Origin of the sequence: Paenibacillus oralis (assembly GCF_003863965.1) — a bacterium.
GTDB classification, from domain to species: domain Bacteria; phylum Bacillota; class Bacilli; order Paenibacillales; family Paenibacillaceae; genus Fontibacillus; species Fontibacillus oralis.
This window is the reverse complement of the sequence record NZ_RRCN01000001.1, coordinates 5218016-5244852: the sequence shown is the minus strand read 5'-3', so window position 1 is coordinate 5244852 and position 26837 is coordinate 5218016. Positions and strand designations below refer to the sequence as shown.

The window sequence follows — 26837 nt, the reverse complement described above, 5'->3', positions numbered from 1 at the left end:
CATTACTCGGCAAGCCGTGCCTGCGCCGCCTTCAGAAATTCGATCCGGCTCCACGCAGGGCCTCCTTCCGCAAGCGGATCGATCACGTTCACGAACACTTTGCCGTTCTTCACCGCATTTATGTTTTTGACGATCGGGTCTTCCAAAAATTCATCCAGCGCCGTCTTCGTTTCCTGGTTCTCATCACTCGCAAACTGAATGAACAAATAATCCGGGTTCATCGCGGCAAACTGCTCGATCGTCACTTCTTCCTGCGCTTTGGCCGCGGCAACCTCAGCCGGCGTTTTCAAGCCAAGGTCAGCGTACAAAATCGGATTGAAAAACACCGTTTCCGGATAGATAAACAGCTTCCCGGTACGTATCCGCACCGCCAGCACGTTTTGATCCTGGAGCTTCCCGGTCAGTTCCGCTTTGGCTTTCTCCAAGTCGCTTTGGTACTCCGAGATCGCCTTTTCGGCTTCAGCCTGCTTTCCCGTCAATTCCGCAAGCAGGTTCAAATTCGCTTCCCAGTCGACGGCCAAATGCGAGACGAGAATGGCCGGCGCGATTTTGCCGAGCTTCTCCGCTACCTCTGCGGGAAATTTCGTCGAGCCGAGAATAACGTCCGGTTTAAGCTTCAGAATCGTCTCGAAATTGGGCTGGGTTTTCTCCCCAATCGATTCCGCCTGATCCGTAATCGCCGCAAAGCGCTCCGGAAAAGCTCCGCCGAACGTAATCGCGCCTACCGGATGCACGTCCAGCACCAGGGCGTCCTCCATCGCTTCCATCGAGCCGGTGATAACGACCCGTTCCACTTTGGCCGGAACCTCGTAGGTCTGGCCCAAATATTCAATCGTACGCGTTCCCGTCCCGGCAGCCGGCGTATTCGCCGAAGCGGCATTCGCGTTCCCCGCGGCGTTTTGCTGCGCCCCCGCTCCATCGCTTCCCCCGGACCCGCACGCCGTTAACACCCCTGTAAACAGCAGGACAACCAACGTCGCCCAAGTCAACTTTTTCATCTCTCCGTAGACCCCTTTCCATATGCAGACAAGACCATCATCGCATGTATATGATAATGATTATCATTGTCGATTATAAAAAGAGGACGTTCACTTTGCCATGGATAATCTTCGGAACAATTATGGACTTTCTCCCGGAAACAACCGGACAAGCTGCTCCAGCATACGCAGGTGGGCATGCGGAGAATATTCGAGCCACGGGTCCGAGGACAGCATGCGTACTCTTTGCCGTTCAACTGCGGGAAGCGCCAGCCAGTCCCGATCCGTTTGCAAGCTTGCCCACGCATCGATCGTTCCGCTGTCCTGACGCACCATCATCAAAATATAGCCGGGATTGATTCGTTTTAGCTCCTCCAGGCTTACCGGCAGGTTGTAAACATCCGACTCCCCGGCATAAGCGGGAATCAGCTCCAAATCGCCATACAATAACCCGGCCATGCCGCGATTGCAATGCAGAAACAGGCTTTCGTTCATCATGCGGATGACGGCCACCGTCTCCTTGCGGAGCACAAGCGGCAGCAGCTCCTTCGTCCGGTTCAACTGAAAAGAATAATCTTCCAGCCATTTTCCGGCCTGCCACGTTTCGCCCAAATCCGCGGCCAGCGAAGCAAACTGCTCCCGCCAGCCGAGACGCGATACGGCAAGCAGCTTCACTGGGGCAATTCGTTCCAGTTCGCTGCGTTCTTCCGCCGAAATCGTCTCGGCGGCGAGAATCAGATCGGCGGAAATTTGCCGAAGCTGCTCCAGATTGGCGCGCCAGTCCTCATTGTAACGGTAGGCGCTGAACTGGACCGGGATTTCGCTGCTGAACTCGCGGTAATAGTATTCCGTCCACTTCGGATGGAGCGGTGCCGCGTGAGGCAAAATCCCGAGCGGGACCAGATAGCCGAGCACTGGCGGGCTGTAGGCCGCCAGCTTCCTGCGGCTGCTTTGCATGTAGGCGGACGGCGATACGCCGATGGCCTGTTTGAACTTGCGGCTAAAATAAAATTCGTCCGTATAGCCGATCATATGCGCGATGTCGCGCAGCTTGGCCGGGGACCCCGCCATCAGCCGCTTCGCCCGCCGTATCCGCAGTTCCGTGACGTATTCAATCGCGCTTTTGCCGTATTTTTTCTTGTATAACTCCACGAAATATTTCGGGCTAAGCTCCGCGATCCGGGCCAGCCGCTCGATCGTAATCGGCTCGGCGTAATGCTCCTCGATGTAACGTTTGGCGTATTCCACGGCCGCGCCGGCGTTCTCTGGCTTCGACCTGCGGTTGCGGTATATGTAAAAAAGCATCTCCTGCAAATCGATCTGACAGCGAAAATGCCCCATCTCGTCCTCGCCATGCCATGTCTGATACAGATCGGCGCTCATCGTCGCCAGTTGATCGTAAGGATAAACGAACATTTTTCCCGGATACGGCAGCGCTTCGGAAGACCGGTCCATCCGGGGGCAACTCCGCTCCCCGCTATGTTCCGGCTGCGGAAAGGCGAACACATCGAAATAAAAAACATACAGCTCGGCCTCCCCGCTGCGCTCGTCAGCGCCAAAAGTCTGTCCGGGACCCCCGAGAAAAATGCTGCCCCGGTCCAGCTCCACCGGCTCCTGGTCGACGATCAGCCGCACGCTGCCCCGAACCGCCACGATCAAAACAAATGACATGGCCAGTTGCTGCCTTAAGACACTTCCGGTATCGCCCTTTACGTTCTCAACGGAACGAAGCCGGAATGATAACTCACCCAGCTTTCTTAGTTTCAAGTCATTTTTCGCCTGCTTCATGTTCCGACATCTCGCTTTATCGATATACTTATGTACTAGCTTTAAGTATATGGATAGCCGTTCTCAACATCAATCCTATCCTTGCCCAGTTCCGCGCTGATTTTATCGATCCGGTTCGTCCAGATCCAGCCGGAGTAACCGGCCGGGAGCCGCTTCAGGTCCTCCGCCGTGTCGAAGCCGCTGGAAAAATCGCTGCCGTCGCCGCCGACCACAACGACCCGCGTGTCGACCGAGTCCATCCGGTTCAGAAACTTGTCCGGCCACCCCCAAATCCACGGGGCGATTTTCTCGGGAATGTGCAGTTCCGTATTCCGGCAAGCGGCCGGAATGTATCCCGTCCACCCGGAAGCCTCGTACGACAGCAAACATCGCTTCAGCGCCGCCTTGGACATAACCCGCAGGTCCGGCAACTGCTCCTGCAGCGTGCGGATCGGCTCGTCACCGCCATAAACGGTCAGCAAGCTCCGCTCCTCCGAAGACCTTGTCGATAAAAAATCCGCCAGCTGCGTTCCTTCCTCCGGATCATTGCTTTTGATATGAATAAGGAAAGTTTTACCTGGAAAATGTTCCAGCACCTCCGGCAACGACGGCATCAGCCCGCTGCCTTTGCCCCGGAACGGGTACGTTTTCCCTTGATCCGCCGTGTATCCGTAGCCCATATCCAGCATCTTCAGCTCGGCCATCGTATAATCTTTCGTCGTCCCCGACGCGTTGGTCCGGCAATCCAAGGTCCAATCGTGAAACACGGCAAACTGCCCGTCTTTGGTCAGCTTGACGTCAAGCTCCACCATATCCGCTCCCGCCGCAAACGCCGCTTCCATGGAAGCGATCGTATTTTCCAAGTAGGCATGCTCCGGCTCGTAAATCCGCTCCGCGGTGCAGGTGTCGTTGTCGATGCCCTCCATCGGAAAAGTTTGCGCCAGCCCCCGGTGGGCCAGCAGTTTAGGCTCATCACCCCGCGAAGCCGTGAAGTGCGATGAATTGTTTATGTAAACGAAAACGAGAAAGGCAAGCAGAAGCCACGTCCTTTTTCGCCTTATGATCTTCCCCAGCATGTCATGACTCCTTCTCCAAAATATACCCGCTGCCCCGGACCGCGCTGATCTGGAACGTGTCCCTGCCGAATTTTTTGCGGATGCGGTAGATCAGCGTGCTTAATTCGTCCATCGTGACGTCCGGCAGGCCGTCCGGGCCGCTTTGCCGGTCATACCAAACCCGCTGCTTGATCGCCGGAATCGCGACCAAACGATTGGGATGCTCGTGAAGCAATTGAAGCAGCAAAAACTCCCGTTCCGACATCGAAATTTTCACGCCGTCCACGATGCATTCCCGTTTTTCCCAATGGATCGCGACTTGCTCGCCCGCTGTCTCTTGCCCCTGAAGCAGATCATCCGGCGGCTCAAATTCCAGCGTCTGCTCCCCCGGCGAATACGAAAAATGAAGTACGCCCGTTCCTCTCGCCAGCTTGAGGATATCGTTCGTTTCCAGCACATAGGGAGCATTCGGGAGCATCCGCACCCCGTTCAGCTCCGTTCCGTGACGGCTGCCGCGGTCGTATGCGACGACCCGGTCCCCCTCTTTCCGCAGGGTCAAATGCTTGCGGGAAATGAAAATATTCGTGAACGCCAGATCCGGGGCGCTCCCGGAAGAGGCGCGGCCGATCTCCGTGACGTCCCGGTATAAATTCAGGCAAGTTCCGGGGCGAAACGGTTCCCCCCGAAGAATATAAATACAGGCGAAAGTATCCAGCCCTGCTCCCTCCATTCCATGTAACATCATCATCTTATCTTAATTTGCGGGCGGGCAACATGGCAACCCGGCTGACAATACGCTGACAGTTGACTGATGCTGAACAGGACTAAGATTGAGCGGCGCTTTTTCCAAACGGCGGTTATCTGGTATCATAAAATGGGAGATCATTGTCGAACGGAGAAAGGAAATAAACCATGAGCTTTCAACTAACAGAGCGTGTGATCAAATTGTTGTGCGGACGCATTTCTTACGAGCGCGGGGAGGCCTATTACCGGGCCGGAAAAGTAACCTTCCAGCAAATCGACCACGCTTCCCGCGTCTATGCGGCGGATGTGTCGGGAACGGGCCTTTATCACGTATCGGTGCAGATCGATCAACACGGAGACGTCCAAGCGGAGTGCAATTGTCCGGCTTTTTATACCTATACCAATTACTGCAAACATATCGCGGCGGTGCTGCTGGGCGTTCACGATATGCAGCAAAACGGCAAGCCCCCGGTGCGATCTTATCCTTCCCTGCTGCATACCGGACGTGAGGTAGACGAGGGATATAGGGAGCGCGGCTCGGACGATGCTTATGATGAGGCACAGAACGCTGCTCCCCAAGCGCGCCCGGTTGAAATTTCTTCCCGGGACATCTGGATCGCCCGCGACATGATGCATTTGTTCGAGGACCAAACGAAGCTGCCGCTCCGCGCCGGGGCCCGCTTCGATGCAAGAACGCCGCTGCAGGCCGTTTTTACGCTGCGTCCCGTTCCCTACGGGTACCGGAAGCACCTGTTTGGGGTGGAGATGAAAGTCGGCGAGAAACGCCCTTATATCGTCAAAAACATCCGGGACTTTCTCGATAAAGTCGACCGGCGTGAGCCTTTCATCTTCTCCAAGCATTTCTGCTACGATCCGGACCGTCACAGCTTCCTGCCGGCCGACGAGGGGCTGTTGCAGCAGCTGATTGAAATTAACCGCAACGAGCGGATGTATCAGGAAACCTTCGGCGCTTATATGCCTGCCAAGATATACGGGAACGGAGACCGGCTGCTGCCGATCCCGCCGTTTTTTTGGAATCGGCTGCTGCCCCTGCTGACGGAAGCCCCGGCCGCCGAATTGGAGCAGTATGGACAAACCTGGCCTAGCCTAAACGTTTCCGATGAACCGCTGCCCCTGCAATTCGAACTGGGTGAAGCCGGGGACAACCACTTTCATTTTTCCGTCCGCGGTCTTGACGATTGTGTCATCCTGGAAGATTACGGGGTCATTCTTACCGAAGGCAAAATCATCAAACAGCCGGCGGCAGATTGCCGGCGGCTGGCGGAAATCAAACATCTGCTGGCGACGGCCCGCAAGCAGCGGATCATCGTGCAGCCCGAGCAAATCGAGCCCTTTGTGGAAAAGGTATTACCCGGACTATCCAAGCTCGGCAAAATCGAAATCGAAGACAACGTTGCGGGGCGCATGGTGCGCACGCAGCTTAAAGCCAAGCTGTATCTGGACCGGGTGAAGGATCGCCTGCTCGCCGGACTGGAATTCCAATACGGGGACATTATTTTTAACCCTCTGGAAGAACATGGCCCGAAGCGGGGAACCGACCTGATTTTGCTGCGGGACAGCGAAAAAGAACGGCAAATTCTCGAATTGATGGAAACAAGCTCGTTCGCGAAAACGGAAAGCGGCTATTTTCTGGACGACGAAGAAGCGGAATATGAGTTCCTGTACCATATCGTGCCTGAGCTTGAGAAGTTGCTCGAGATTTACGCCACCTCGGCCGTGAAGGTTAGGCTCTTGTCCGATCTTAGGCCGCCCAAAATCTCCGTGGAGCTGGACGAGCGTACGGATTGGCTGGAGTTCCGCTTTGACATGGACGGCATTAATGAATCGGAAATTCGCGGCTTGCTGCTGGCTATAGAGGAAAAAAGACGGTACTACCGTCTTCCGAACGGGGCGTTAATGCCGCTGGAAAGCGCCGAATTCCAGGAAATCGTCAAATTTATAAACGAGTTCGGCATTCACCGGAATGAAATTAAAGGCAGTGAGTTCCGTCTGCCGCTCAGCCGCGGCATCCATCTCCGGGAACAAACGGAACCCGGAAGCCCGATCAAGCTTGGCAAATCGCTGCGGCAGCTGCTCCATAACCTGCGGAATCCGGATCATTTGGACTTCCCGGTTCCGGCCCAGCTCTCCGGCGTTCTGCGGGATTATCAGGCATATGGTTTCCAGTGGTTAAAGACGCTGGCCCATTACCGTTTCGGCGGGATTTTGGCCGACGATATGGGCCTCGGCAAAACGGTGCAATCAATCGCCTTCATCGTTTCGGTGCTCCCGGAGATCGCCGCGTCCGGACAGCCAGCGCTGATCGTCTCCCCCGCGTCCTTGATTTATAACTGGAAAAACGAGCTGGTGAAGTTCGCTCCGGAAATCAAGGCGGTGATCGCCGACGGCAGCAAGGCCGAACGAGTAAGAGCGCTAAGAGAAGCGGCCGAAGCCGATGTGATCATCACCTCCTATCCCCTGCTGCGCCGGGACATCGAGCAATTTGCCGAGCTGTCGTTCCATACGCTTTTTTTGGACGAGGCGCAAAGCTTTAAAAATTATGCCAGCCAAACCGCGCAGGCGGTCAAAAGCCTTCAGGCCAGACACCGGTTTGCCTTGACGGGGACGCCGATCGAAAATTCGCTGGAGGAGTTATGGTCGATTTTCGGCGCCGTGTTCCCGGAGCTTTTCCCGAGCCGCCAAGCGTTTAACGAGTTGTCCCGGGATACGATCGCAAAGCGGATTCGCCCGTTTCTGCTGCGCCGCGTGAAATCCGATGTGCTCAAAGAGCTGCCGGAAAAAATCGAGTCCTTGCAGGCGACCGAGCTGCTGCCGGAGCAGAAGAAACTGTACGTCGCCTATCTGGCCAAGCTGCAGCAGGAAACGTTAAAGCATTTAAACGAGGACGCCTTTCAGCGAAACCGCATCCGTATTTTGGCCGGACTTACGCGGCTGCGCCAGCTATGCTGCCATCCCGCCCTGTTCGTCGACGGTTACGAGGGCAGCTCGGCGAAATTCGAGCAACTGATGGAAATGGTAGAGGAATGCCAAAGCGCGGGAAAACGCGTGCTGATCTTTTCGCAGTTTACGGAAATGCTGGGGCTCATCGGCCGCGAATTGGGATACCGGGGACTTCCGTTCTTTTACTTGGACGGGAAAACCCCCGCTTCCGAACGGGTGGAGCTCTGCAGCCGGTTTAACGGGGGCGAGCGCGATCTGTTCCTGATTTCGCTGAAAGCGGGCGGCACCGGTCTGAATCTCACCGGCGCGGACACCGTCATCTTGTACGATTTGTGGTGGAACCCCGCGGTGGAAGAGCAAGCCGCCGACCGCGCCCACCGGATCGGGCAAAAAAATATCGTTCAGGTGATCCGCCTGGTCGCGCAAGGGACGGTCGAAGACAAAATGTACGAGCTTCAGCAGAAGAAAAAGAACCTCGTGGAGGAAGTGCTGAAGCCCGGCGAGGAGTCGTTCTCGGCGCTCACCGAGCAGGAGATCCGCGAAATCCTGATGATATGAGAAAACCCGCCGGAGCTCCGGCGGGTTTTTAATGAGCAAACCATGCTTTTGGCGTAGAGAGGCGAAGTAGGAACTTGCTTGGGCAGTCTATGTTGCCGGAACTAGCGGTAATTTATGGCGCTATTTTTGAGTTTTTACCACTCCTGCGGAAAATAGCGGAACTTTTGGTCCCTATTTGAAGGCCATGATTGGAAAAAGGCGCCTTTCGCCCCCATCTTTCTAAAATAGCGGTAAAAAAATCCTCTATTTATGCTATACTCCCTTTTTGACGAAAATAAGGCCTTTTTATACCGCTATTTCCGCGACCAGCGGTCAGCAGCCAGCCGACAGTGAACAGCCGGGAATGTCGGACAGCCGTCAGCAGCGATTATCCTTGCCGCGCTACTGCCCGGCAACCTCAAACTCGTAAAGCGAATAGCCGTAAGGGGTGCCCCGCCCGATCCCGTACATTCTTACGTATCTGGCCGGCTTGGAGTCCAGCGGAATTTCGTCTATGCCCCCGTCACCGCTTGTCGCCGTATAGACGTCTGTCCAATTTTCGGGATCGCCGCTGTCGGTGGATACCTGGATTTTATAATGCTTAGCATAGGCATCCTCCCAGCGCAGCTTCACCCCGGTAATTTGCCGGACCGATCCCAGGTCCACGTAAATCCATTCCGGGTCGCTGCCTTCGCGGCTGGCCCATCTTGTCATTTGGTTGCCGTCGACCGCTTGGCTAGGCTCAAATCCTACGCCCTCAATAGAGCTGGATACCGCCGGCTTGTTCAAGGCCAGATTGGGCGCCGAAGGCGGCACGGTTTGGGCGTCCGGTTTCCACCAGTTGCCGGAAAGGAACAGCATGTTCAGTAAATTGTAGGTATCGCTGAAATAGTCTTCTTTCTGATTCTTCATCCAATCCCATCCGGCGTTGACCCATGCCTGATTGGCGCTGCTGGCCGTTCCCGCCGAGATGAGCGGAGCGGCAAACACCGCCGTGGCGTAGTCCCCGACGGCCGAACCGTCCAGCTTGTACCCGTTTTTGATGCCTGCGGGCGATCCGCCGGTCTTGCTTTGAATCCAGGCCGCCAGCTTGTCCGCGATCGCTTTGCCCCGCGTGTCTCCGTACAAGGCGTAATCCATCACGACGCGCAGCGGTACCCGGCTTGCATTGTAATAGTAAATGTTAGTTTCCTTAAACTCATCCAAATACCATTCCGGAGCCGGTTTAGGCGGATTTCCTACCACAAAATCCGAGATCAGCCCGGTGTTTGGCGAATAAGCCGCGCTGAATTGCTGGTACACATTGTATAAACTATCGATGACGTGGATCCAGGTTTCGTCCTCCGTCACTTCGTAAAAAGCCCGAAGATGGCTAAGCATCCAGTCCGAAGGGCGCGTGTTGAGCGCATCTTTGGAATCCCAGTCGCCCAGGTTCAGGCGATAGGATTTGGTGACATAACTGACTTTGATGCCGTCCGTGATCATTTTTTTCGCTTCCTGCAAATAGTTGATCGCGCCGCTTGATCCCCATTGATTATGAGCGAGAATAAGCGAGTAAGCGATGTCGAGATCGCCGTCGGTGGCCGAACCGAAATGCCCTTGCGCGGCCGGATCGTCCGCCACGACCCAACCCATCAGGTTGGGATTGCCCGAGCTTTTATAAGCCCTTGCCGTTTTAAACAATCCGTCGTAAATCGTCCGGGCGTCGGGATCGTAACCAGCCATTAGTGCGGTAATAACCATCCCGTACCCTTGACCTTCGGAGGAACCTAATGCGGTAAAGCCGTCCGGATCTCCCGTAATGTCCCCTTTCACGTAGTATCCGCCCGGCAATGATGTTAAGTCGTGTTTGAGATACTTCGCTTTCCAGTAGTTGTAATACTCCGCTACGGCCTGGTTCATCGCCGCTTGCGTTACGTGATTCGGTTTAATGATTCCCGGGTAACTGACCTGCTGCGGAAATGGCTTTAATTCCCCGGCAGCGTTCGCACGCCGTTCCGGACCGAGCCATCCCGCCGAAACGAACACCGTCATGCAAATAAGCATCACACATAACCTTTGAAGCTTTAGAGCAGGTACTGCCGCTTTCCTTGTAAAAAACATCATCATTCCTCCTCGAATCGAAAGTGCAAATCAAGCCTTACGTTTTCGGTCGTCGGATATGAATAGCAAGGATGTCCTTAATTGTATTTTATTACAATTGGACAAGAAGTGAAAGCAAGACGGTAAGCGTTAAAATGTTTGTAATCGGACGGATCGGGAAACGATAAATAAGGTAAACTACCACTAACAGAGTGAGACACAAGGAGGAACAGCATGGAACAGCAAAACGGGCAGCATTCCCGCGACGAAGCGAAACTTCGCAATAAAATCGATCCTGCCGGCGACTCTATGGCCGAAAAAAAGAAAATGAAAAGCGGCGTGGACATCGAACCGGAAGCCGACGAATGGGTGGCCAAACCGGCGCCGTTTGCCGATACCGATTCCGCAAAACAATAAGCCGTCGATAACGATCCGCGTGGCCGGTGGCCATAGCGGATTTTTTTAGAACACCGCCAGATGTTTTTCTTACTGCTGCAGCTTCTTTTTGCGCTTGATCAGCATCGCCATGAACAGCAGCGCCGGAGCGCATATTTGAATCAGCGGGTACCACTTCAGCACAACTTCGAGACCGACCCATATAAAATGCGAATAATTCGGAGATGTTAAAGCAGCACCAAAAATCGCTATGCCCACCGGAATGATCCATTTTTTATAAGGAACTCCGGTAACCCGATCGCATCCCTTCACGGCGCCGATATAAAACAGAAGCATTTTGGCGCCAAGCCCCATAAACAAAACAATAACAAACAGCACATCCATTCTCTCAAACACTTCGGCCAATTCGATCAGTTGTACGGTTTGCAGCAGCGGAAAGGCTACCGTGCTCGCCAGTTTGGGGCCGAGCACCAGCACGTTGATTTGATTGACAGCAATTAGGAACACGGCAGTGCACCCATAAGCGATCAAAAAAGCCTTGCGGGCATTTTGCTCCGTTTTCAGCCGCGAAAAAAATACCAGAAACAGCATCGGTTGAGCGAAAGGGAAAGAGATAATGTTCGGGACTTCCTTCCACACGGGCTTTAAGCCGTTTTCCAATATAGGAAGCATATTTTCAAAGTGCATTAGCCCCAGTCCCCCGATCATCGAAATGAGTATCATATAACTTAAAACAACGAGCGGAAATAAGACAAGACCACAAAGAAACACGACCCGAAGGCCGTATCTGGCACTGTTGGCCACGATAGCGAGCCCGATGAGCATAATGACCACCAGCGGAGTTCGGTTCAGAAGCACATAAGCGGCCAATTCTCCCAAATCACGTAAATTACGTGAGGCTTCATAAGCAAAATAAACGACGAACAAGACGGAAAGCAGCGAACCCGCCGTTTTCCCCAAATATTTTCGGCACAATTCGAACAGATCAAGTTCGGGGTCGCGGCGATGAATAGCCAAGTACATTAATAAAAGAATGAAGCCGGCAACGGCGGCGATGGCCATGGCGGCCCACGCATCTTGCCCGGCATCACCACCGATTTGAAACAACGTGGTGCTCCCGACTTCAAACAATACAAATCCGCTAATCAATTCGGCAAGTCCGGATTTCTCCTGCTTCATGAGTTCACCTTCTTCCTGGTTCATCCACTATGGCCGTTTTGGTTAGATAGCTGTTTAAACGATTTCTTCAACAGGCCGGGACGCTCGATTTTTACCGTCACATACACTTCCAACTTGATCTTGGAGAGTTCCTCGTCCCAATTGTCCTTCAGCTCTCTCCAGGCTTTAGGATCATTGCGGTGGATTTTTCCGGCAAATCCCGGCAAATCGACGCGCATTTTTTGCGCGGCTTCCCAACCCGTATTAACCGTGTCGATGATCGTAGCGCCAACTTCCCGCTCGATCGCCTGTATCGTCTTGGGACTGAACGGATCGCCGCCGCACATGTATTCCATCAAGTCTCCACTGGCTTGAATGTGAACCTTCATATTGTAATGATCCCCCGCCTTGACGGGAGTTACTTTCGTTTTCGCCTTATTTATGCGAAGGGAGCCCCCAAGATTACTCTGTGGATCGCTACGCGGACAAGCAAACGACAGAGTGCTGCCCTTTACCTGATCGGAAAGCCAGGCAATGCCGTAGCTCTGCTCCGGGTTCAGCCACCCCGCCAGCCGATCGCCTTTGAATACTCCCAGACGCACGACTTTCATTTTAACGGGAGGAGAGGTGGTTTTGTTGATATCCAGGGATTCTAAGGGCTTTTCGCTGCCTTCGGGGACGCTTATGGCCGGAACGCCGGCCGCCCGTGAGTCGGATGAAATTTTTTGCGCCAGTTGAAACAGGTTAATAACTGGAAAATAGGAGGTATTGGATTGCTGTTTGTGCATAATATCTGCCAGCGCGCTGCCCGGCATTTTCTCCGGAGGCACCATATTTCTTAAAATATCCGAAGCCTTGCGGTCCGTTACGGCAACCAGTACGGTTTCACGCGCTTCAACATTGCGGAAGTATAAATCTAAAATTTGGTTGATCCCCGCTTCCGCCGCCTCTTTACCGATCACCGTAATTTCGGTATGGCCGAAGTAAAGACGGCGCGGGTTCTCCACATACCCTAAAGCGGCCGCTTCCCGAATCGTCTTGCCTTTCGTCGTAAACACGGTTACGCTGGGCTGGGAGCCTCCGCCTCCGCCCCCTCCTCCTCCCTGGCTTGTCCCCGTGGCGGAAGGAACGACAATCTGATAGGATATTTCCCAATCGTTTCCGGACCGGTCGAACCCCGTGGCTACGGTGATGCCTAGCTCATTCAGTTCCGTACGATTCCAGCATCCGGTTGCAGTAAGACATAGGACCGCTGCAGCGCAACACAACAAAAACACCCGCATAATGGCGCTCATTCCCCTACTTTTTAATCAGCCCGTCGTTCGGTACGGAGCCTTGTCTTGTTTTGTTGTCTTCGTTGATGTACGTCGGCCGCTTCTTCATCTTTGGCCAGGGCGCCCGAATAAAGACATCCTTCATATTCGCAAAACTCAGCGGGGCGACCGGCAATAAATAAGGAACCCCAAACGAGCTTAAGGAAACAAGGTGCATCAGGATCGGAATCAGGCCGGCCAATATGCCGTAGAGCCCAAACGTTCCGGCCAGGATCATTAATCCGAACCGGATCAGTCTGACCGCGGACGACATGCCGAACGTAGGGATGACAAAATTGGAGATGGCCGTAAACGATACGATGATGACCATCGCAGCGGATACCAAACCGGCTTGCACCGCAGCCTGCCCCAAGACGAGCGCGCCGACGATCGAAATCGCCGACCCGACCACCCGCGGCATGCGAACCCCGGCCTCGCGGATGACTTCAAACGTGATTTCCATCAGCAACGCCTCCAGCAGTGCCGGCAAAGGAGTCCCTTCACGCTGCGCTGCCAAACTGATCAGCATCGTGGTCGGCAGCATTTCCGGATGAAAGGTGGTCACGGCGATATACAAGGCAGGAAGCAACATGGCGACAAGGAAGGAAAGCAGGCGGATGCCGCGCAAAAAGGTCGATATATCGTAACGCTGATAATAATCTTCGCTGGACAAGAAAAATTTGAAAAACGTGACCGGGCAAATCAGCACAAACGGACTTCCGTCCACCAGAATGACAACCTGTCCCTCCAATAAACTTCCTGCCGCGGCGTCGGGACGTTCCGTGTTCATGATCGTCGGAAACGGGGTGAACGCTTTATCCTGGATAAATTCCTCGATATAACCGCCTTCCAAAATGCTGTCCGTATGAATGGCATCAAGGCGGTTAAACACCTCTTGAAGCACGGCGGGATTGGCAAGTCCCTCGATATAAGCGACGACGACCTTCGTTTGCGTGTAAGTCCCCACCGTCCGGTTTTCGAAACGCAGATCGGGAGACCTGATCTTTCGTCTCAGCAAAGCCATATTCGTGGACATTTCTTCGGTAAACCCTTCCTTTGGCCCGCGAATGACGGTTTGGGTCGAAGGCTCTTCGACCGATCTGCGCGGCCCGCCCGGAATGGAAGCAACGATGGCGCCTTGCGCCCCGTCGATAACGATCGCGGCGGAACCGCTTAATATGGCGGAGATCAGATCGGTCCCGCCTGAGATCCGCTTTACGTTTCCGGCCCCGATTTGGTCGGCGAGCGGCTCGCTCGGATAGTCCTGATCCACAATAAAGAAGCGCTTGTCCAAATCGTCGATCAATTTGCTTAAAAGCATTTGATCGATAAGCCCGCCAATATAACAGACGGCCACGTCTTCCCCTGCCGGACCGCGGTTTTGCAGCCGGCGAATGACGACATCGGAGCTGCCGCCCATTTTTGAGCGCAGATAAGAAATCGTCCCGGATAATGAGCCGTAGAGCCCGTCGCTTGACGTTTGACCCATTTCCCGATCCGCAGGGGCAGTGACTCTTCCCCGGCTGCCTTTTCGTAGATTTCGGCCTAGTTTCCTCATGACGCGCCTCCAACCCGTGAACTAACAGTAATATGGCCCATATCCATAATTTGTATTCTGCAGCCTATGCTGGATTCAATAAAAAAGAGCGGGATGCGAGGAAATGCCCTCGGCCCGCTCTTCTTGAACTTTTCACTCTCATATTCGAAATTATCGTTCGTTGGCGTTAGGTTTAGCCTTAGCTTGACCAGCCCTGGTTGCCGCCATGACCAGCAAATAAATGACGATAAACATTCCCATAAACCCGGCGGAATAGCGATACATGACGGCGTAATCCGTGGCGGAAGCGATCGCTCCCAAAATCACCGATCCGATCGCAACGCCGAAATCGGTGGAATTATAGAACATGCTGTTGGCTGCGCCATATTGCTCAGGCGAGCTGCTGCGAATCATCCAGGCCTGTATCGTCGGCTGAATCGCGCCAAAGCCAAGACCGTACAGCAATGCCGACAAAATCAGCATGCCCAGCGAGGTTGTAAACGATAAGATCACCATGCTGGCGATCACCGAAGCTGCCGCGGGCAAAAGAACGGCGGCGTGACCCTTACTGTCGAAGATACGTCCGGAAATCGGCCGGATAATGACGATTGTAATGGCATTAAACAGGAAAAACAGCCCCACCTGCGAAAGATGGACAAACTCTCCATAAAGTGCGATAAAACTGAGCAGCCCGCTGTAAGTAATCGCCAATACGATATTTAAAAAGGCCGGGAACAAAAGCTTGCGGTTAAAACCGCGGGTATTCCTGCCTGCACTTTCCTTCCGGCCGGCTGTTGCCTCTTCTTGATTAGCCTTGCCTAAGTCCCGGCCCCGGGAAGCGGGCGGCAGCGCCCGGGTCAGCAGCAAAAGCGGAAACATGATCACCACAGCTGCCGCGCCGGCCAGCGACAATGCGCCAAATCCAAACCGACCCATCATGTTAAGTCCGAGCATCGGTCCAACCGACATCGCCAAGCTGGTGGACAAGCCGAAATAACCGATGCCTTCCCCCATGCGCCGGAGCGGAATGATTTGCGACACCAGCGTCGGCAAAATCGTGCTGGCGATCCCGAATCCGACCCCGTATCCCGCTCGCATCAATAATAGCCCTCCGACGGATCCGGCCAGGCTGTTCAGCGCGGTCATTGCCGCCGCGATGATCAGGCCGATGAACAGCAAGCTGTTTGAAGACATTCTTTTTAACAATGCCGCCGCCAAAAAGCGCGTAACGATGGCGGAAGCCGCAAATACGCTGGTCACCAGGCTAACCTGCAAATCCGTGGCGGCCAGTTCGTTTTTGACGTAAGCGGAAAACGAAGACAACAGCATATGCAAATTTAAAAACAGCAAAAAAGTAGAGATCGTTAACGAAATAAACGACCTCGTCCACAACGGTTCGGATTGAATTGATTCCTTCATCTCTGATTTCTCCCACTCTCTATCTAATTGTTCTCCAGTTGGCCGGTGAGATGCACGTTGATCCGCTCCAGCAAATTCAGCAGCACGCGGTACTCCTCCTCGGACATGCAGCGCTTCACTTCCTCCGTGACCCCTTGCTCAAGCGCGATCGTTTCCCGGATCAACGTCCGGCCGCGTTCCGTACTGAACACCGCAAAGGATCGGCGGTCCTGTTTTCCGGTCTGCTTGTAGATTAAGCCTTTGCTTTCCAATAAATCGAGGATGCGCGTGGTCGTAGGCTTGTCCTTGCCGCACCGGCCGGCAATCTCCTTCTGAATCAAACCTTCGGATTGGTCGATCTGATTGAGCACGGACCACTGCTCCGGCGTAATGTCATACTCCTTCAAACGATGTTGCAGTAATGACGCAATTTTCCGGTGGGTCACGCCCATAATGAAGCCGACAGCCAAGTCAGCCCCACGTTGATTTACCTCCATCCGCAAATTTCCCTTTCCGCAAATTAGTTGTTATAACAATAGTATTATAACTAACTTTTCTTGTAAAGCCGCCCGCAGATTTTTGCCGCCGCATAGGTGATTACCTTATCCCTTTTCAATATAGCCGGAATACACTGCCTGTAAGAAAAAACCGTCACAAAGGGGATTTTAAACCATGAAATCAGGCCGGCAACCACGCCATGTGATCAGCAAATGGAAAAAAAATAAAGCGCTTCTGGAAAACAAAGATCTAAAGCCTTACCTGCCGGAGATGCGAAAATTCGATCGGGCCAACCTGCTCAATATGCTAAAGAAGCACAAAATGGTGTACGTCAAGCCGGTTAACGGCTCTATGGGAAAAGGAGTCATGAGAGTGGACCTGAAGCCGTCGGCAAGCAACGCCCCGTACCGCTACCAGCTCGAAACAAAGGTCCGTTCCTTCAATACTTTCGACGAGCTTTACGCGTCCATCCAACAGCATAAAGTTAAAGGGGACTACCTCATTCAGCAAGGCATTCACTTGCTCACCTATCAAAACCGCACATTTGATTTGCGGATCATGGTCCAAAAAACGCCGCAAAAAGTCTGGAAAACAACCGGTTATATCGGCAGGCTGGCCCACCCCAAAAAAATCGTCACAAATTATCATAGCGACGGGACGCTGGTGCCCGCGGAAAAACTGCTTTCGCCCCATATGAAAGGTCCGAAGATCAAGTCATACTGCGTAAATTTGCAAGACCTTGGCGCAGACGTCGCCAACCATCTTCATAAGGTTTTTCCCGGGATCCGCGAGATCGGGACGGATATTGCCATCGACCAAAAGCTGCGTCCCTGGATTCTCGAAGTTAATACGTCGCCGGACCCGTTTATATTCAGGAAGTTAAAGGACAAAAACGTATTTCGCACGGTCATCCGCTATTCCCGTGCGAACGGGAGGTTTCAGGACAAATAGCCGCCTGACCCAAAGAGCGGAGGATCGCCGCATAATGCCTGCATTACGGCTATCCTCCGCTCCATTTTTAGGACACGTACCGGTTATAAATCTTCAATAGCTTTGCGGCGGTTTGCTTCCAGCCGAACTTGGCTACCGCATCCCGTCTGGCCTGTCTGGACATTTTGGCGGCCGATTCCGGATGTTTCGCCAATTGCAAAATCCACTTGGCGTGCTCTCGGGGATCCGTATAGGCCCTCACCAAATAACCGTTGTAGCCATGGTTTACGATCTCCCCGATCCCCCCGATATCGGACGCCACGACAGGCAGCCCGGATGCCATCGCCTCCACATTGACCAGCCCGAACGCTTCGTGCTCTTGAGAAGGACAAGCAAAGCAGTCGGCCTGACGGAAGTAACGGTCGATCAGCCGATGCGGAACCTTCCCGGCAAAGCGGACGGGAACCCGGTGTTTGCCGGCTAACCGGCGCAAATCCCGCAAATACCCGGCTTTTCCTCCTCCGATGACCGTCAGGCTCGCTCCGGCTTTTTCCCGCCGCACCAGTTCCATGGCTTTGATCAGAACGGGAACTCCTTTGCGGGGAATGACCCTTCCGGCAAAAAGCACCCGCAATTGATCTGAAGGGGCTGTGCGCCGGGCCGGCGGTTTAAAACGCTCGGTATCGACTCCCAGATGCACCGTATATATTTTGCCCGCCAACCTGGCGAATCGCTCCGACAATTTTGCCTTTAGCGAATCGCTGTTGGCGACGATGAGATCGGCTTTGGCTATGCTGGGAGCTACCGCGGCGGTATTTTTAACGAAGGTTAACGAATGGAGGAACAGCGAGACCGGTGTGTACGGAAACGCGGCTTTGATTTTGGCCGCATAATAGGGGCGGTTGTCGACCTGAATCAGGTCATAGTTTCTGCCTTTTAAATAATTCAGCACGTAAGCGATATATCGGTTCGAACTGCCCGAAGGCAAGCGGACAATCGTTAATTTGCCGGTGCGGCTCACCGGCGGCAAACCTTTTGACTTTCTGCTGACGAGCGTAACGGTATGGCGGTCGGCCAGCTCTTTGGCGATGGCCAGCATGCAAATTTCCACCGACCCGTTCCCCGGAACCGGAATCTGTTCGGGCGCAACCATTAAAATATTCATGTTCTCCTCCTTAACGCATAGGATCAGACGGCTTATTCACCATATGCGTTTGGACCTTTGGTTGCTTCCGGGGCAAAGGCCGGATTTAGAGTTCTGTCATTTGACCATTTGAAAAAACGCCCGAAGCGTCTTCACCCACGCGGTTTCCGCCCTTTTGCCCTTGCCGCACCGTTCCCGAATGATCTTGTCGTCTATATGCCAAGCTTCGTAAAGCTTGCTTTTTGTGTCATGAAACTGCTTCAGCTCCCGCTCCCTGCGGTAAAATTCATCGAAACTCATGCGTATGACCTCCCTACGGCTTCCCGTTTTATCCAAGCTGCCTTGACTGCTCTCATTATCCGCTTTAAAAGCAGGTAGAAAAAGTGTACACTATTCCAAAAGCACTTCCCCTTTTAAGCAAATATGCGGGGACATGTCCGGAATATGCGGTTCTTTGTACTTGCAAACATCAAGATAATATCCGCTGTGGAGGCGATACTCACATGTTAACGGCAGAACGTTATGTAACATTGCTCAATCATTTTTCCGGGCCGGAATCGTTGGAAACGCGGGAAGTGGAGGTGGCGCTGGAGGATTTAACGGAGCTGTTTCACTGCACCGAACGAAACGTCAAGCTGATTATCCGCAAGCTGCAGGAGGAAGGGCTGATCGAGTGGCATCCCGGCCGGGGCCGCGGCCATCGTTCCCGGCTCGTTCTGCGCGCCGGCCGGTCCGCTTTTCTTCTGCAGCTGGCACAAACGCTGGCGCAAAAGGGGGAATATCGAGAGGCGTTTGAGTTCCTCAATCAGTACGAAGAGGATAAGCCGGTGGTGGAGCAGTTTATTTTATGGCTGAACGAGCAATTCGGGGTAGAACAGCTCGCCGCCGGCCAATGCTGCAGGGACATTTTCCGCCTGCCCGTTTACAGGAAGCCGATGACGCTTGATCCGGCCAACCTGTTTTACGGGTTCGACTCGCATTTGGTCCGGCAATTGTTCGACCGGCTGGTCCAATTCGACGGAACGCTTGGCGAAGTCGTCCCGATGATTGCGCACCATTGGGAGCATAGTGAAAACGGCGGTGAATGGACGTTCCACCTTCGTAAAGGCGTCCGTTTTCACCACGGCAAAGAGCTGACCGCGGAAGACGTCATCTTTACCTTCGGCCGTCTGAAAGACGGTTCGGCCAACCTCTGGCTGTTGGCTACCGTGGAACGCATGGAGGCGCCTGACCCGAGAACGGTCAAATTTTTCCTGACCCAGCCGAACTGGCTGTTCCCTCGCCTCCTCTGTTCATCCTGCGCTTCCATTCTTCCCTCCGACCTGCTCGGCCGGGATGAGCAAGCTTTTTGGACGCAGCCGAGCGGTACGGGCCCTTTTCGTCTGACGCACTGGAGCGACAGCCGGATGGAGCTGGAGGTGAACCCGGCGTATTTTCTCGGCAGAGCTTATTTGGACGGCGTAACCCTCGTCTTCCTGCCCGATAACATCCCGAATTCCTCCCGAATCAAATGGGAGCAGATTATCGGGGGCGATACCCGTATTCCCGATCGTGCCGGCACGGATTGGGAGCGGATCGAAAAGCTCTGCAAAGGATGCAGCCTGATCAACTGGAACCGCAACAAAAAGGGTCCCCAGCAATCGCTGGCTTTCCGTCAGGCGGTCAATCTGATCATCGACCGTCCCGGCATGCTCGCGCATACCGGAAAACCGGGATACCCGGCCCGCAGTTTCCGGCCTACCGAAGATGCCGCACTCGGCATCCACCGCCACGATCCCGCGGCGGCCCGGCAGCTATTGGAGGAATCCGGATACGACGGTGCCCCGATTCGCCTTGTCGCCAATTATCTGGACCGCGATGAAGCGGAATGGATCCGGTGGCAATGCGCCACGATCGGAATTCCTGTGGAAATCCGCTATGCGGACAAATCGAATATGATCAACACGGCCGATCTTTCCCAGGAGGCGGACTGCGTTTTGTCCTGCCTCGTCTTCGCCGAAGACGAAGTTTGCGAGTTGGAATGTTATTTGATGGATAACAGCTTCCTGCGCCGGACGATGCCCCCGGAGCTGACGCGCTGGGTGTTTGGCATGGTGGCCGAGGTGCTGGCTTCCTCCTCCGCGGAACGGCGCGGGGCTTTACTCCGGCAAATCGAATTCCGGCTCCAGGAAGAGGCCCAGGTGATGTTTTTGGTTCACCAGAAGCTGCACACTTACGTTCATCCGTCGATTCGGGGGCTCGCGATCAACAATCTCGGCTGGATGGATTTTAAGGACATCTGGTTGACCTCTGCGCTGCCGGCGGGATAATACGGTGATGTCCAAATCCGCCAGGCTGGGGTATAATGGAAGAAAATGCTGGAAATACCGATCCGGGAGTGTATTTAGCCGTGGCGAAAACAAAGGTGTTCATTAGCTCCGTGAACGAAGACGGGTTGAAGCCTCTCCGCAAAACCGCGTTCCGGGAACTGGCCGCTATGGGGCATGAGCCGGTCATGTGGGAGGAGAATCTCGGTCCGTGGCCGGCCGGGACCGATCCCGTGATCCGCTGCCTCGAGGCGGTGGAGGAATGCGACATTTATTTGCTGTTTATCGGCGGCAAAGCCGGCACCTATGATCCGGGTGCCGATCGAACGGTCACTCATCTCGAATTCATCAAAGCGTTTGAAGCCGGTAAAACGATTCTCGTCTTTAGCGACGTCCAGATCAAAGCGCTGTTTTTCGGCAGCGTCAAGCCGCTGCTTGAACCGTTCATCGACCGGTTTATCGCCAAGGAAGAACGGTTTCCGAGCTCCCGGCATATGATGGATCTCCTGGCTGCCGAGCGCAGCCTGCCTTCCCATATCGATCCTTACATATGGTTTCTGCTTTACGACATCGCCATACGCAAAATATACATCGACGATCTTTCGCTGGGCGTTCCGATCGATTGGCGCGGGTATTTCAGCGATCTGCTCAGGCGCGGCTCTCTACTGCTTCCGCTGGAGCTGTCGATCGAACAAAACAGCGAACGTCTGGAGCAATTCGATCAAGCGTACGAGCTTATCAGCGGCCTGCTTCCGCAGCTGGATATCGGCGGTCTGCGGGAACCGGAGGCGTTTCTTCGGAGGCTCATCTCCCCGTTTGACGGCGGAATGATCGAGCACCGATACGGACAGTATATTAGCGAACAGGTCGGCCATTACAAGGATTGCAGCGCGGCCACGCTGTACGTCCGGTCGGGTGACAGGCTGAAGGCCGTGGCTCAAGCCGGCGAGGCGAACGGACCGACGGAATACACCCTTGACAACAACGGCTCCTACGCCGTATTAACCTACCATTTGGGGAACCAGCAGGAGCAGGTTTTTTTCACGGAATCAAAAAGCATGTTCTATTACTGCATCCGCTCGGGCGAATATGTCTTGACGCTGCATTTCCCGGCCGACCCGGCATGGGATTACAGGAAATTCATCCGCTACAAAGAGAGCGCCAATCATGCTATAATGAGTAAAAATCCGGTCATCATTCAATTTGTGAAATTATGTTTAGGAGGGATGCCGTCTTGAGTCGCGGTGTATTCGTATCCAAAAACGGAGTCGTCTCCAAAGCCGTCGGTTTTCAGCCGAAGGAAGCGCTGCTGTTTGCGCCTTCGGACAAAAATTCCTCCCAAATTTTACGCGACCAGCGCTCGGCGATGAAACGCAACAACAAACAGATTAAGGACCGTTTTGCCCAGGCCAGCAAAAAGGTTTAAGCTTTCCAAATCATAAACCGCTTTGCTCCGACATTAAATTGCCGGGCGAAGCGGTTTTTAGCATTTAAGGCGGCGGCTGGCAGAGCTCCCCTTTTACGAAATCAGCTTCAGTCCGACGGCAGCGCCCAAAATCATTAAGGTCAAGCCTCCCGTTTATAGTATAAAAAAGTATACTATACTACAAATTCGTGCGTACTTGTATCTTCGTGTGGTGTGAATTACGATGATATAGGATGGGTTGTTTTTTGGTCAAAAACGATAAATTTAGAAGGAGTGGTTGTAATGAGCGCCAAACTGTTTTCCCCATGGACGGTAAAGCAGGTTACCTTAAAAAATAGAATCGTCATGTCTCCTATGTGCATGTACTCTTCCCCGAACCAGGACGGAAAAATCGGCGACTGGCACCGGATTCACTATGCCAGCCGGGCCGTAGGCGGCGTCGGCCTGATCATCGTGGAAGCGACCGCCGTCGTTCCCAAAGGACGGATCAGCTATAAGGACCTCGGCATCTGGAGCGATGAGCATATCGCCGGGCTGAAGGAAATCACAGACCTTGTTCACCAAAACGGCGCCAAGATCGGGATTCAGCTTGCGCACGCCGGCAGAAAAGCGGTGCTGGACGAAACGATCGTTGCTCCATCGGCCATCCCGTTCCCGGACATGAAAATGCCAAAAGCCGCCGACGCGGACGATATCCGGCGGATCGTCGAAGGTTTTCGGGAAGGGGCGCGCCGGGCGAAGGAAGCCGGGTTCGATGTGATCGAAATCCATGGCGCCCACGGTTACCTGATCCACGAATTCCTCTCCCCGGTTTCGAACGGGCGGGACGATCAATACGGCGGCGACGCGGACGGCCGTTACCGTCTGCTCAGCGAAGTGATCGACGCGGTGCAAACCGTATGGGACGGCCCGCTGTTCGTGCGGGTTTCGGCCAATGAATATACGCCGGAAGGAAACTCGCTGGACCAATACGTTGATTATGCCCGCCGTATGAAGGAACAGGGCGTCAATTTGATCGACTGCAGCTCCGGTGGGCTCGTTCCGGCCTCAATCGACGTATTCCCCGGTTACCAAGTGAATCTGGCGGATCAGATTCGCGCACAGGCTGGCATCGCTACCGGGGCGGTCGGCTTGATCAACAGCCCGGCCCAAGCGGAGGAAGTTGTCGGGAACGGCCGCGCCGATCTCGTGTTCCTCGGCCGCGAATTGCTGCGCAATCCTTATTGGCCGTACGAAGCGGCCAAGGAGCTGCGCACAACGCTGGAACGTCCCGTTCAATATCAGAGAGCCTGACCCCCGCTTAGGATTGGTGAAAGCTATTTTATAAGCCTGACCTTGAGCTTTCGTACGCAGGTTTGCGTAGGCTCAAGGTCCGGTTTTTGCTGTTTTTTGCTGGTTTTTGCTGTTTTTGCTGCCGCTGCCCGGGCCGGTTGGCCGCTGTCAAACGGCGCAGTTGCTCTGCGGATTGGCCCTGAATCTCAGCGGCCCCGGCCAAGCCCTGCTTGGAATTCCCGGAACAGAGCTATATAATTTGAAGAGTGAGTTTGGTTAAGGAGTTGTCAAGCTGTTATGGACCTTTCTGATTTCATACATCGTCCAGGGGCCTCCGCGGCCGGTGGCGCTTCATTTCGTGCGCCGAAACGCGTCCTGATCATGACGGCGGTGGAGGCGGAACGGGATGCCGTGCTGCGTGGCCTGGGCGGACATGCACATACCGGCGCAGAGGTGCGCCTTGCCGGCGTTGGCCCGGCATCGGCGGCCGCCGCGACGGCAGCGGCGCTCGCTCGCACTGGCGGCGAATACAAGCTCGTCATCAGCGCGGGCATCGGCGGCGGTTTCCCCGGGGTCGCCGAGGTCGGTTCGCTGGTCGTCGCCAGCGAAATCATCGCCGCCGACCTGGGGGCGGAAGCGCCGGATGGCTTCGCAAGCGTGGACGAGCTTGGCTTCGGCTCCGCGCGGATCGCGGTGGAACGCGGGCTCGCCGCCCGCTGGGCGGAGGCCCTTGCCGCTGCCGGACTCCCGGCTTATTGCGGGCCGGTGCTGACGCTGTCGACCGCCACCGGCACGGCGGAAACGGCCGCAGCGCTGCGGGCGCGCTTCCCCGGCGCGGGAGCCGAAGCGATGGAAGGCTTCGGCGTCGCCGAAGCGGCGCGCCAGTTTGGCCTTCCGGCGCTGGAGCTGCGCGCCATTTCCAACGCCGTCGGCCCGCGCCAGCGCGAGCTGTGGAAAATCGGCGATGCCCTGCGGGCGCTGGAACAAGCCTGCACAATACTACCGGAGGTGCTGCTATCATGAAAATCGCTTTTTCCCCTTGTCCCAACGATACTTTCGTTTTTCACGCCTGGGTGCACGGTCTAATCCCTGGGGCGCCCGAGTTGGACGTGACTTATGCGGATATCGACATTACGAACGGCCTCGCGACATCCGGTCAAGGACCTGATGTGCTTAAGGTCTCTTATGCCGCCCTGCCTTGGCTGCTGGACGAATACGCGCTGCTGCCCTGCGGCGGCGCGCTGGGCCGCGGCTGCGGGCCGCTCGTGCTGACCGCCGGAACGGAGGGCGGCGCGGAGGGCGCGGTCGCCCTGTCCGGACGCCGGGTAGCGGTCCCCAGCGAACGCTCGACCGCCTACCTGCTGTTCCGGCTGTGGGCCGCGCAGCATGTTCCGGGCGGCGTCGGCGAAATCATCGTCATGCCGTTTGACGAGATCATGCCGGCCGTGCAGCGCGGCGACATCGACGCCGGGCTGGTCATTCACGAGGCCCGGTTCACCTATCAGAACTACGGGCTTGCGATGCTTCAGGATCTGGGCAGCTGGTGGGAATCCGATACGGGACTGCCGATTCCGCTTGGCGCCATCATCGCCCGCCGCTCGCTGGACCTGCCGGCCCTCGCCCGCTGGACGCGGGAATCGGTCGAATACGCCTGGGCTCATCCCGAGGCGTCCGCCGATTACGTGATGAGCCACGCGCAGGAAATGTCGCCGGAAGTGACGCAGGCGCACATCAACTTGTACGTCAACCGGTACACGGCGGAACTGGGTGAAGACGGCTATGCCGCCGTAGCCGCCCTGCTCGACCGCGCCGCGGCCGAAGGGCTGGTCCCGAAGGTGGATCCCGCGAAGCTGAGATAAGGCGCGGCCGTCGCCGGCGGTGGAAATGCTCATTTGCCTTGGGCCTGCTCATTTGTGGCGGGTATGCTCATTTAGCTGCTCCGATGCGTGCGGTTTACAGGTTGGTCCTACTCACTGTAGCGTGTGGACTGTTCCCCTCGCTTTAAGCGCGGGGAGGAAATGGCCGTCCCAGCATAGCGGTAATTTATGTCGCTATTTTTTCGATTTTTCCTCTCTCTTACAAAATAGCGGTACTTTTGGTGCCTATTTTCCTGCTAACCTTGAATAAAACGCCTTTTTTGCCCCACTCGACGAAAATAGAGGAAAAAAGTTCCACTATTTTCGCTGAACTCCTCCTTTGGCCAAAATAGCGGCCTTTTTTACCGTTATTTCCGCGGGTACAAATGGCTGCAGCGCTTCCTATAAAAAAGGAGCCGTATCGGCTCCTTTTACAACACCTCGTTTTAAGCTTCGCCGCCAAAACGCTGGCGGTAGCCGCATTTCCGGCAAAGTTCCTCGACCGCTACCCGGCGCGAAAAACCTTCGTACAACCGGTTGGCCCGTTCCCCTTCGATAATTTCCGAGAACGGCGTTTGGTACACGTTGCCGAGGTTGATCACCCCTTCGCCGTCAAGGCAGCAAGGGATCACCGTACCGTCGACCAAAATCCCCGCCTGATTGCGAAGCGCGTGGCAAAAGCCTTTGCCGTCGTCCTCCTGCGCTTTCAAATCCGGCCAGGCGAACTCATGGTCCTGATTCAGGTAAATCCGCTCGGCCAATTTGACCCCGCTGCCGGGTACGACTTTTTCCTCGATGCGGTAATCCAGACCAAACTCTTGTTCAATCATTTCCAAAGTCTCCCGATTGCGTTTGCGCTGCAAATTCGTCTCGTTGTCCTTCGTCAAGTTCCAGAGCCGGAACGAAACGATCAGATCGGAGGAAGCGACGGCCTCCCGGACGAAAGACAAAATGGAGGACAAGTAACCCTCCCGGTCCGTGGAACCTTCATGCCCGTCAAAGCTGTGCAGCGAAAAATTCATCTGGCGCAGCGCCGGCTTGCCGAGCAGCTTATGCTTAATCTTTGGAATCAACGTGCCGTTGGTCGTGATGTTCACCTGGAATCCTTTTTCGTGGCTGATGTCCAGAAGCTGGCCGATTTTGGGATGAAGAAGCGGCTCCCCTTTTACGTGGAAATAAATATAATCCGTATGAGGTTTAATGTCATCCAAAATTTTGCTGAAGTCTTCCGTTTTGATAAACTGCGCATTGCGGTGTGTCGGCGGACAAAAGCTGCACGCCAAATTGCAAATGCTGGTCGTTTCGATATAAAACTTTTTGAACTTTTTCATGTGCTTGAGCCTACTTCGCTTTGATTTAGTATTCGGGAATTGTCTGCCACACAAATATTCTAACGTTTGCCACAAGCGCTATTTGTTCCAAAAACGTTGATTGCAAATTGTAACGGTTGCCATAGTGCTTATTTCACTTAAATCCGGCT

At 54.7% G+C, this 26837-nt stretch carries 22 protein-coding genes and 1 pseudogene; 9 read left to right on the top strand and 14 right to left on the bottom strand.

Features of this window, described 5'->3' with window-relative positions:
- Positions 1–2: 2 nt before the first annotated feature.
- The 4 genes from EHV15_RS23445 to EHV15_RS23430 all read right to left on the bottom strand — a co-directional run bounded on the left by EHV15_RS23445 (position 3) and on the right by EHV15_RS23430 (position 4529).
- Entirely contained in the window at positions 3–998 is a 996-nt protein-coding gene (locus tag EHV15_RS23445) for an ABC transporter substrate-binding protein (protein WP_128633351.1), read from the bottom strand.
- Between the two features lie 120 nt (positions 999–1118).
- A complete protein-coding gene (locus EHV15_RS23440; protein ID WP_128633350.1) occupies positions 1119–2765 on the bottom strand; it encodes an AraC family transcriptional regulator in 1647 nt (548 codons plus the stop codon).
- A gap of 41 nt (positions 2766–2806) precedes the next feature.
- Positions 2807–3820 (bottom strand): glycerophosphodiester phosphodiesterase family protein, encoded by a 1014-nt coding sequence (locus tag EHV15_RS23435; protein WP_128633349.1) that lies wholly within the window; start codon positions 3818–3820, stop codon positions 2807–2809.
- A 1-nt stretch (position 3821) separates the two neighbouring features.
- Positions 3822–4529 carry an FHA domain-containing protein gene (locus tag EHV15_RS23430; protein ID WP_246061748.1) on the bottom strand — a complete coding sequence of 236 codons (708 nt, stop codon included), beginning with the start codon at positions 4527–4529 and terminating at the stop codon, positions 3822–3824.
- Positions 4530–4711: 182 nt separating this feature from the next.
- Between EHV15_RS23430 and EHV15_RS23425 the strand changes: the two genes are divergently transcribed.
- Positions 4712–8062, top strand: coding sequence for a DEAD/DEAH box helicase (locus tag EHV15_RS23425; protein ID WP_128633348.1), 3351 nt, complete (start codon positions 4712–4714; stop codon positions 8060–8062).
- A 381-nt stretch (positions 8063–8443) separates the two neighbouring features.
- On the opposite strand, the gene EHV15_RS37555 is transcribed toward EHV15_RS23425, so the two are convergent.
- Both EHV15_RS37555 and EHV15_RS23420 read right to left on the bottom strand, forming a co-directional pair.
- Entirely contained in the window at positions 8444–8857 is a 414-nt protein-coding gene (locus tag EHV15_RS37555; RefSeq protein ID WP_281281728.1) for a discoidin domain-containing protein, read from the bottom strand.
- 12 nt (positions 8858–8869) lie between these two features.
- Positions 8870–10021, bottom strand: a pseudogene (locus tag EHV15_RS23420) (family 8 glycosyl hydrolase); the annotation flags it as partial.
- A 336-nt stretch (positions 10022–10357) separates the two neighbouring features.
- Between EHV15_RS23420 and EHV15_RS23415 the strand changes: the two are divergent.
- Positions 10358–10540 (top strand): hypothetical protein, encoded by a 183-nt coding sequence (locus tag EHV15_RS23415; protein ID WP_128633346.1) that lies wholly within the window; start codon positions 10358–10360, stop codon positions 10538–10540.
- A gap of 69 nt (positions 10541–10609) precedes the next feature.
- On the opposite strand, the gene EHV15_RS23410 is transcribed toward EHV15_RS23415, so the two are convergent.
- From EHV15_RS23410 to EHV15_RS23390, 5 genes are all read right to left on the bottom strand, one after another.
- Positions 10610–11698, bottom strand: coding sequence for a GerAB/ArcD/ProY family transporter (locus tag EHV15_RS23410; protein WP_128633345.1), 1089 nt, complete (start codon positions 11696–11698; stop codon positions 10610–10612).
- 20 nt (positions 11699–11718) lie between these two features.
- Positions 11719–12972, bottom strand: a complete 1254-nt coding sequence (locus EHV15_RS23405; protein ID WP_128633344.1) for a Ger(x)C family spore germination protein — start codon at positions 12970–12972, stop codon at positions 11719–11721.
- 4 nt (positions 12973–12976) lie between these two features.
- A complete protein-coding gene (locus tag EHV15_RS23400; RefSeq protein ID WP_128633343.1) occupies positions 12977–14548 on the bottom strand; it encodes a spore germination protein in 1572 nt (523 codons plus the stop codon).
- Between the two features lie 150 nt (positions 14549–14698).
- Positions 14699–15946: an MFS transporter gene (locus EHV15_RS23395; RefSeq protein WP_128633342.1), complete on the bottom strand. Its 1248-nt coding sequence runs from the start codon at positions 15944–15946 to the stop codon at positions 14699–14701.
- A gap of 23 nt (positions 15947–15969) precedes the next feature.
- The gene (locus tag EHV15_RS23390) at positions 15970–16422 is read right to left on the bottom strand and encodes a MarR family winged helix-turn-helix transcriptional regulator (RefSeq protein ID WP_128633341.1); all 453 of its coding nucleotides are present in this window, start codon (positions 16420–16422) and stop codon (positions 15970–15972) included.
- Between the two features lie 175 nt (positions 16423–16597).
- Here EHV15_RS23390 and EHV15_RS23385 point away from each other — a divergent pair, with 175 nt between their 5' ends.
- Positions 16598–17374: a YheC/YheD family protein gene (locus EHV15_RS23385; protein ID WP_128633340.1), complete on the top strand. Its 777-nt coding sequence runs from the start codon at positions 16598–16600 to the stop codon at positions 17372–17374.
- A 67-nt stretch (positions 17375–17441) separates the two neighbouring features.
- Here the strand turns inward: EHV15_RS23385 and EHV15_RS23380 are convergent, their stop codons facing one another.
- Together EHV15_RS23380 and EHV15_RS23375 are read right to left on the bottom strand one after the other, a co-directional pair.
- Positions 17442–18518 carry a glycosyltransferase family 4 protein gene (locus EHV15_RS23380; protein ID WP_128633339.1) on the bottom strand — a complete coding sequence of 359 codons (1077 nt, stop codon included), beginning with the start codon at positions 18516–18518 and terminating at the stop codon, positions 17442–17444.
- Between the two features lie 96 nt (positions 18519–18614).
- On the bottom strand, positions 18615–18797 hold the full coding sequence (locus EHV15_RS23375; protein ID WP_128633338.1) for a hypothetical protein: 183 nt from the start codon (positions 18795–18797) through the stop codon (positions 18615–18617).
- Positions 18798–19000: 203 nt separating this feature from the next.
- On the opposite strand from EHV15_RS23375, the gene EHV15_RS23370 reads away from it, so the two are divergent.
- The 6 genes from EHV15_RS23370 to EHV15_RS23345 all read left to right on the top strand — a co-directional run bounded on the left by EHV15_RS23370 (position 19001) and on the right by EHV15_RS23345 (position 25360).
- A complete protein-coding gene (locus tag EHV15_RS23370) occupies positions 19001–20806 on the top strand; it encodes an SgrR family transcriptional regulator (protein WP_128633337.1) in 1806 nt (601 codons plus the stop codon).
- Between the two features lie 80 nt (positions 20807–20886).
- On the top strand, positions 20887–22041 hold the full coding sequence (locus EHV15_RS23365) for a DUF4062 domain-containing protein (protein ID WP_178075939.1): 1155 nt from the start codon (positions 20887–20889) through the stop codon (positions 22039–22041).
- Complete coding sequence (locus EHV15_RS23360) at positions 22038–22229, top strand: hypothetical protein (RefSeq protein ID WP_128633335.1); 192 nt, start codon at positions 22038–22040, stop codon at positions 22227–22229. The genes EHV15_RS23365 and EHV15_RS23360 overlap by 4 nt, the downstream gene beginning before the upstream one ends.
- A 282-nt stretch (positions 22230–22511) precedes the next feature.
- Entirely contained in the window at positions 22512–23522 is a 1011-nt protein-coding gene (namA, locus tag EHV15_RS23355) for an NADPH dehydrogenase NamA (protein ID WP_128633334.1), read from the top strand.
- 276 nt (positions 23523–23798) lie between these two features.
- Positions 23799–24524 carry a futalosine hydrolase gene (locus EHV15_RS23350; RefSeq protein ID WP_128633333.1) on the top strand — a complete coding sequence of 242 codons (726 nt, stop codon included), beginning with the start codon at positions 23799–23801 and terminating at the stop codon, positions 24522–24524.
- Complete coding sequence (locus EHV15_RS23345) at positions 24521–25360, top strand: 1,4-dihydroxy-6-naphtoate synthase (RefSeq protein WP_128633332.1); 840 nt, start codon at positions 24521–24523, stop codon at positions 25358–25360. The genes EHV15_RS23350 and EHV15_RS23345 overlap by 4 nt, the downstream gene beginning before the upstream one ends.
- A gap of 443 nt (positions 25361–25803) precedes the next feature.
- On the opposite strand, the gene EHV15_RS23340 is transcribed toward EHV15_RS23345, so the two are convergent.
- Entirely contained in the window at positions 25804–26688 is an 885-nt protein-coding gene (locus tag EHV15_RS23340) for a radical SAM/SPASM domain-containing protein (protein ID WP_128633331.1), read from the bottom strand.
- Positions 26689–26837 lie beyond the last annotated feature (149 nt).

Bases quoted from the DNA above. Each gene is read 5' to 3' on its own strand.
- EHV15_RS23445 (WP_128633351.1), bottom strand. From the start codon at position 998: ATGAAAAAGTTGACTTGGGCGACGTTGGTTGTCCTGCTGTTTACAGGG.
- EHV15_RS23440 (WP_128633350.1), bottom strand. From the start codon at position 2,765: ATGAAGCAGGCGAAAAATGACTTGAAACTAAGAAAGCTGGGTGAGTTA.
- EHV15_RS23435 (WP_128633349.1), bottom strand. From the start codon at position 3,820: ATGCTGGGGAAGATCATAAGGCGAAAAAGGACGTGGCTTCTGCTTGCC.
- EHV15_RS23430 (WP_246061748.1), bottom strand. From the start codon at position 4,529: ATGGAGGGAGCAGGGCTGGATACTTTCGCCTGTATTTATATTCTTCGG.
- EHV15_RS23425 (WP_128633348.1), top strand. From the start codon at position 4,712: ATGAGCTTTCAACTAACAGAGCGTGTGATCAAATTGTTGTGCGGACGC.
- EHV15_RS23415 (WP_128633346.1), top strand. From the start codon at position 10,358: ATGGAACAGCAAAACGGGCAGCATTCCCGCGACGAAGCGAAACTTCGC.
- EHV15_RS23410 (WP_128633345.1), bottom strand. From the start codon at position 11,698: ATGAAGCAGGAGAAATCCGGACTTGCCGAATTGATTAGCGGATTTGTA.
- EHV15_RS23405 (WP_128633344.1), bottom strand. From the start codon at position 12,972: ATGAGCGCCATTATGCGGGTGTTTTTGTTGTGTTGCGCTGCAGCGGTC.
- EHV15_RS23400 (WP_128633343.1), bottom strand. From the start codon at position 14,548: ATGAGGAAACTAGGCCGAAATCTACGAAAAGGCAGCCGGGGAAGAGTC.
- EHV15_RS23395 (WP_128633342.1), bottom strand. From the start codon at position 15,946: ATGAAGGAATCAATTCAATCCGAACCGTTGTGGACGAGGTCGTTTATT.
- EHV15_RS23390 (WP_128633341.1), bottom strand. From the start codon at position 16,422: ATGGAGGTAAATCAACGTGGGGCTGACTTGGCTGTCGGCTTCATTATG.
- EHV15_RS23385 (WP_128633340.1), top strand. From the start codon at position 16,598: ATGAAATCAGGCCGGCAACCACGCCATGTGATCAGCAAATGGAAAAAA.
- EHV15_RS23380 (WP_128633339.1), bottom strand. From the start codon at position 18,518: ATGAATATTTTAATGGTTGCGCCCGAACAGATTCCGGTTCCGGGGAAC.
- EHV15_RS23375 (WP_128633338.1), bottom strand. From the start codon at position 18,797: ATGAGTTTCGATGAATTTTACCGCAGGGAGCGGGAGCTGAAGCAGTTT.
- EHV15_RS23370 (WP_128633337.1), top strand. From the start codon at position 19,001: ATGTTAACGGCAGAACGTTATGTAACATTGCTCAATCATTTTTCCGGG.
- namA (WP_128633334.1), top strand. From the start codon at position 22,512: ATGAGCGCCAAACTGTTTTCCCCATGGACGGTAAAGCAGGTTACCTTA.
- EHV15_RS23350 (WP_128633333.1), top strand. From the start codon at position 23,799: ATGGACCTTTCTGATTTCATACATCGTCCAGGGGCCTCCGCGGCCGGT.
- EHV15_RS23345 (WP_128633332.1), top strand. From the start codon at position 24,521: ATGAAAATCGCTTTTTCCCCTTGTCCCAACGATACTTTCGTTTTTCAC.
- EHV15_RS23340 (WP_128633331.1), bottom strand. From the start codon at position 26,688: ATGAAAAAGTTCAAAAAGTTTTATATCGAAACGACCAGCATTTGCAAT.